This is a genomic window from Aliterella sp. E5.1, from assembly GCF_057473825.1.
The window spans coordinates 1-3,832 of record NZ_JBYCCV010000189.1 but is presented as its reverse complement, the minus strand read 5'-3'; the positions used below and the strand labels follow the sequence as shown (position 1 = coordinate 3,832).

At 44.2% G+C, this 3,832-nt stretch carries 5 protein-coding genes and 2 pseudogenes; 1 reads left to right on the top strand and 6 read right to left on the bottom strand.

Going from position 1 to position 3,832, the window contains the following annotated elements; genetic code table 11:
- Positions 1 to 97, bottom strand: a 97-nt coding sequence (locus AC2VE5_RS24660) for an IS1/IS1595 family N-terminal zinc-binding domain-containing protein (RefSeq protein WP_486886923.1), incomplete at its 3' end; no start/stop codon positions are given.
- Positions 98 to 144: 47 nt separating this feature from the next.
- Here AC2VE5_RS24660 and AC2VE5_RS24655 point away from each other — a divergent pair.
- Positions 145 to 522, top strand: a pseudogene (locus AC2VE5_RS24655) (nucleoside recognition domain-containing protein); the annotation flags it as partial.
- Between the two features lie 8 nt (positions 523 to 530).
- On the opposite strand, the gene AC2VE5_RS24650 reads toward AC2VE5_RS24655, so the two are convergent.
- The 5 genes and pseudogenes from AC2VE5_RS24650 to AC2VE5_RS24630 form a co-directional block, all read right to left on the bottom strand.
- Positions 531 to 674, bottom strand: coding sequence for a hypothetical protein (locus AC2VE5_RS24650; protein WP_486890251.1), 144 nt, complete (start codon positions 672 to 674; stop codon positions 531 to 533).
- 50 nt (positions 675 to 724) lie between these two features.
- Positions 725 to 913 (bottom strand): hypothetical protein, encoded by a 189-nt coding sequence (locus AC2VE5_RS24645; RefSeq protein ID WP_486890250.1) that lies wholly within the window; start codon positions 911 to 913, stop codon positions 725 to 727.
- Between the two features lie 207 nt (positions 914 to 1,120).
- Positions 1,121 to 1,765, bottom strand: coding sequence for a DUF7380 domain-containing protein (locus AC2VE5_RS24640; RefSeq protein WP_486890249.1), 645 nt, complete (start codon positions 1,763 to 1,765; stop codon positions 1,121 to 1,123).
- Positions 1,766 to 1,936: 171 nt separating this feature from the next.
- Positions 1,937 to 3,571 (bottom strand): annotated as a pseudogene (locus AC2VE5_RS24635) (transposase); the annotation flags it as partial.
- 27 nt (positions 3,572 to 3,598) lie between these two features.
- Positions 3,599 to 3,832 (bottom strand): transposase (locus AC2VE5_RS24630; RefSeq protein WP_486890248.1); only part of this gene is annotated, 234 nt, incomplete at its 5' end.

The following is a 3,832-nucleotide window of genomic DNA, read 5'->3' as shown; positions in this document are numbered from 1 at the left end:
ACGTCTGTTGGCAAACAGGACAGAGATAGCGTTGATGTCCGTTGGGCATCTTGCCGTGTTTATGGGCTTTAGAATGATCACACAAAGGGCATTGCATGGACGAGTTGCAGATGAGAGATCCCCTCTACTCTACCAATCCCACGTTTATTTGACGCACTACCGATTGCTTCTGTCTTGGACTGGCTGGGTGTTTTGAATGCCTTGAGCGGATTGATCAATCCGGCAATGCGGTTATTTCACCTACCACCGGATGCGGCATTGCCTGTAATTTTGGCATCCATTCGCAAAGATGGCTTGCTGCTGTTTGCTGAACCGAACGCAGTCAGTGGATTGTCTCCCCTGCAAATCCTCACAGGCGTTTATTTAGCAGGTGTGTTGTTACCTTGTTTAGTCACGGCGCTAACGATTGCCCGTGAACAGTCGCTCAAGTTTGCGCTGGGGTTGATGGCACGACAAGCGATCGCCGCAATCGTCTTTACCTTAGTCCTGGCTTGGGGAGGTCGTTTGCTCTGGGCAACTTGAAGCGCAGCTTAATCACAACGAGTCACCTGAGCAGCTTGCAGCACAATCTGATCAATGGCTTGTGTCATTACTTGACCGGATTGACCGGGCTGATTGACCACAATGCTAAAAGAGATCGTTCCGTAGTTGGCATTCTCCAAATAACCAGACAATGCCTTGACTCCTTGCGGTGAAATTTAAAGATCCTCAGTCCGGCATCTCGTCAATACTGCGTGGCTCCACTCGTGGATGCTGGTTCATCTGGTGACGGTAAAGGCTGGAAAGTTCGTAAGCCTTCATCCTTAAGTGCGATCGCATTTCCAATGCGTCCAGCAGCTACAGCGTAAGCATTATGCTCATTACCAATGAATGCCTGTTGAGCATACCAAACCTCTATTTCTCCAAGATGCAATCTTGCGTTGCGTTCAGCCTCTTTATCATTAGCTATCTTGTACCACTCACTTTCTATCTTTATGTACGCCGTCTTTTGATAAAAAGCTTTATGGTAGTCTTGACAGGTTTCCGCAAAAACTGCTTTTTGAGCAGCAATGGCTGCATTTTTCGCTGCATAGCTAGGAAGGTCATTCTTAATAGCACTGAGACTTTTCTTTAACTCCTTTTAAAGTAACTGCATCGCACTACCAGTTAAAAACTCATCTTCTACCACTGTATAACGCTCTATAAGTCGATTGATGTGAGAAATGACCACGCAGCGCATTTCTGTACTTTTTTTTCTATCAACTAAAGAAGCTAATTGTGCTGCTCGCTGTAACCTATCGCAACAAATCATCCAATTTTCTGTGCATTCAAGATTTTTAGCTGATTGAAGATAAGATTCTACAGCTATTCTAGCCATTTTAATTGGTCTGTCTTTCTCTGGATCTCTTTTACAAATCCAGAGAATATCAGCGATCCTTGCCCGCATTTCAGGATCGACTACCATGATAATTATTTCTCTTAACAGAGCTAGTTGAGCGTCAGACAACACATTTAATAAAGCTTCTTCCACGATGGACGTATTTTCTAACCTAAAAGGCTCTACGAAAGGTGAGGTAATTTCACTCAAAAGATTAAAAACTTCTTGTCCTAATATGTCACCGGATAATTGATAAGCTTTAGCTTTTACTCGAAATTTTTCGTTGTAATTCTGACATTGCTTAAGGTTTACTTGGTTCAGCATCTCCATCCATTGGTATTTATCAAAGTCTTTTAGCTTAAGTGGTAGATCAGTTTTAAGTGGGGGGTGGGGTAAGTTATCGGTCATTAATTAAACCTAAAAAAGTTCATTTAGCTTAGTTTTGTCTGAATTACCTTGGTATAGGGGTCATGAACCTAACTTTGCCAATAATTCTGCCCTCATTCATGTGGCGGTGTTTGGCGTTGCAACAGAATACGTGTAAAAACCTGCAAGATAGCCTTCAAAGCCTTGTCAATACTAGGTTTGATTATCAGAGAGCGGGATGAAAATCGCACCTTCTAGTGGTATCGGAATCGTCTGGAGATCGATAACAAAATCCCCATACCGCTTCAAATGACGCGTTAGGTAAGGACTCAAACTCGCCAACAGCTTACGACTAATATTCACCCCTTCGGCACTGAGTTGTTGGATTGTCAGCGAAAGATCGACAGCATTGTGCAAAATCACCGCACTAGCAACCAAATCTAGATACTTAATCCGCTTCTCCTGTTCCTCTGGGTCATTTTCAGTAATCACCCCCTGCTTGCCAAAAAATAGCCAGTCCAAAAATTGATGGTAGCCCTCGATTACATTCGTACAAGCAGTAATCTCCTGTCTCAAAGCGCGGTCAGAAATATATTCCAACAAAAACACCGTTCGCACGACATAACCCAACTCGCGAAAAGCCTGGTATAGGCGATTTTTTCGACTATAACTGCTTAGCTTCTGCAACAATGTTGACGGCAATAGTTTCCCTGCCTTCACTGACAACACCACTCGCATCAAATCCTGCCAGTGCGTCTGGATTAACTGCCAATCGATAACATCCTTAAACAACGGGTCAATATACTCATAAACGGCATCCGGGCTGGGACGAAAGAACTTGTAATCTTGCCAGTTGCGAATCCGAGGCTGGAGTTTAATCCCTAACAAATATGCCAGTCCAAACACGGTAGTGGACTGCCCTTGGGTGTCAGCGTGCAAAGTATCAGGTTGAATATCGGAAGTGTTTTTGAGTAAGCCATCGAGAATATAAACCGCTTCCCAGACCCCACAGTTGATGAAGTGGTTAAATAGAGCGATGTAAGTATCCGAAACGTGATGGTAAGCGATACCACCATAGCCGCCATAACGAATGTGGTATTCCGAGCGCAAATTATTGTGGTAGATTTCAAACTTGCTGCCATCAGCAGCGGCACGCCTGCCAGTACCCCAACACTTGGGTAACTCCAAGCGATTGTAGGCATTGATGATATCTTTTGTCGCCGCCTCAATTTGTTGCGTAGAGATGTGTTGACGATTGACATAAGCTAGCATTCGCGAACTGATTTGTCCTTTGGTATTGCGAGCTGTTTCATTCGGGCCGAGGTTACAGCCATAGCCGAACACTGTCATGATATACCGCTCGACTGAATTCTCAATCTTGGGTTCGGAGCCAGAAATCGGGCCAAAATGACGCACCCAATTCAACCAATGCTCGACATTGCAAAGTAAATCCAACACCCCGCGCTCTGGTAGTCTTTGCAAGAGCGCTGCTTCCAATTCTAAAGCACCAGTGGGCAAGGGGGCAGCTGTAATCCGTTTGAGGACAGGATCGCCTTCGGTGCTAATCGTGACCTGCGTACCATCTTTGCAGATATCATCCGTAGCTGTAGCTATCCCTGTCAACCAAGTTTGGAGCTGCTGAACGAACGCTGGAGCAGTAGCCGCCATCTCCATTTGTTCAGCGTAATCTTGTAATTGTGGCTGACACGCCTCCCAGGTGAGCAACTGTTCGCGAAAGTCGGCATAGTTCTCAGACCCCATCACACAGGCATCTCCAGTCTTCAACTCTGCGGCTAAATAGCTGAAGATACATACCTCAAATTGCTGGCGTATCAAATATGTTTTGCCATCTCGCACCTCTAAGCTGATAGACATTTAACTTGTAAGAACTTTATTTCCTTTATTACGGAGCTTTCTATTCCAATTAATTACTAACTCACCATCATTTAATAACCTGTGTAGCAGATCTTTAAGTTGAGTTACAGACTGAAATAACCGATGTGCAACAAACTCCTTACATGAATGCCACACTAATTCAATTAAATTGAAATCTGGGCTATATGCTGGTAAAAAACAAAGTTGAATATTGGGTAGTGCTTGCTCAATCTT

Excerpts from the sequence above, each read along its gene's own strand:
- AC2VE5_RS24640 (WP_486890249.1), bottom strand. The coding sequence starts at position 1,765 with ATGACCGATAACTTACCCCACCCCCCACTTAAAACTGATCTACCACTT.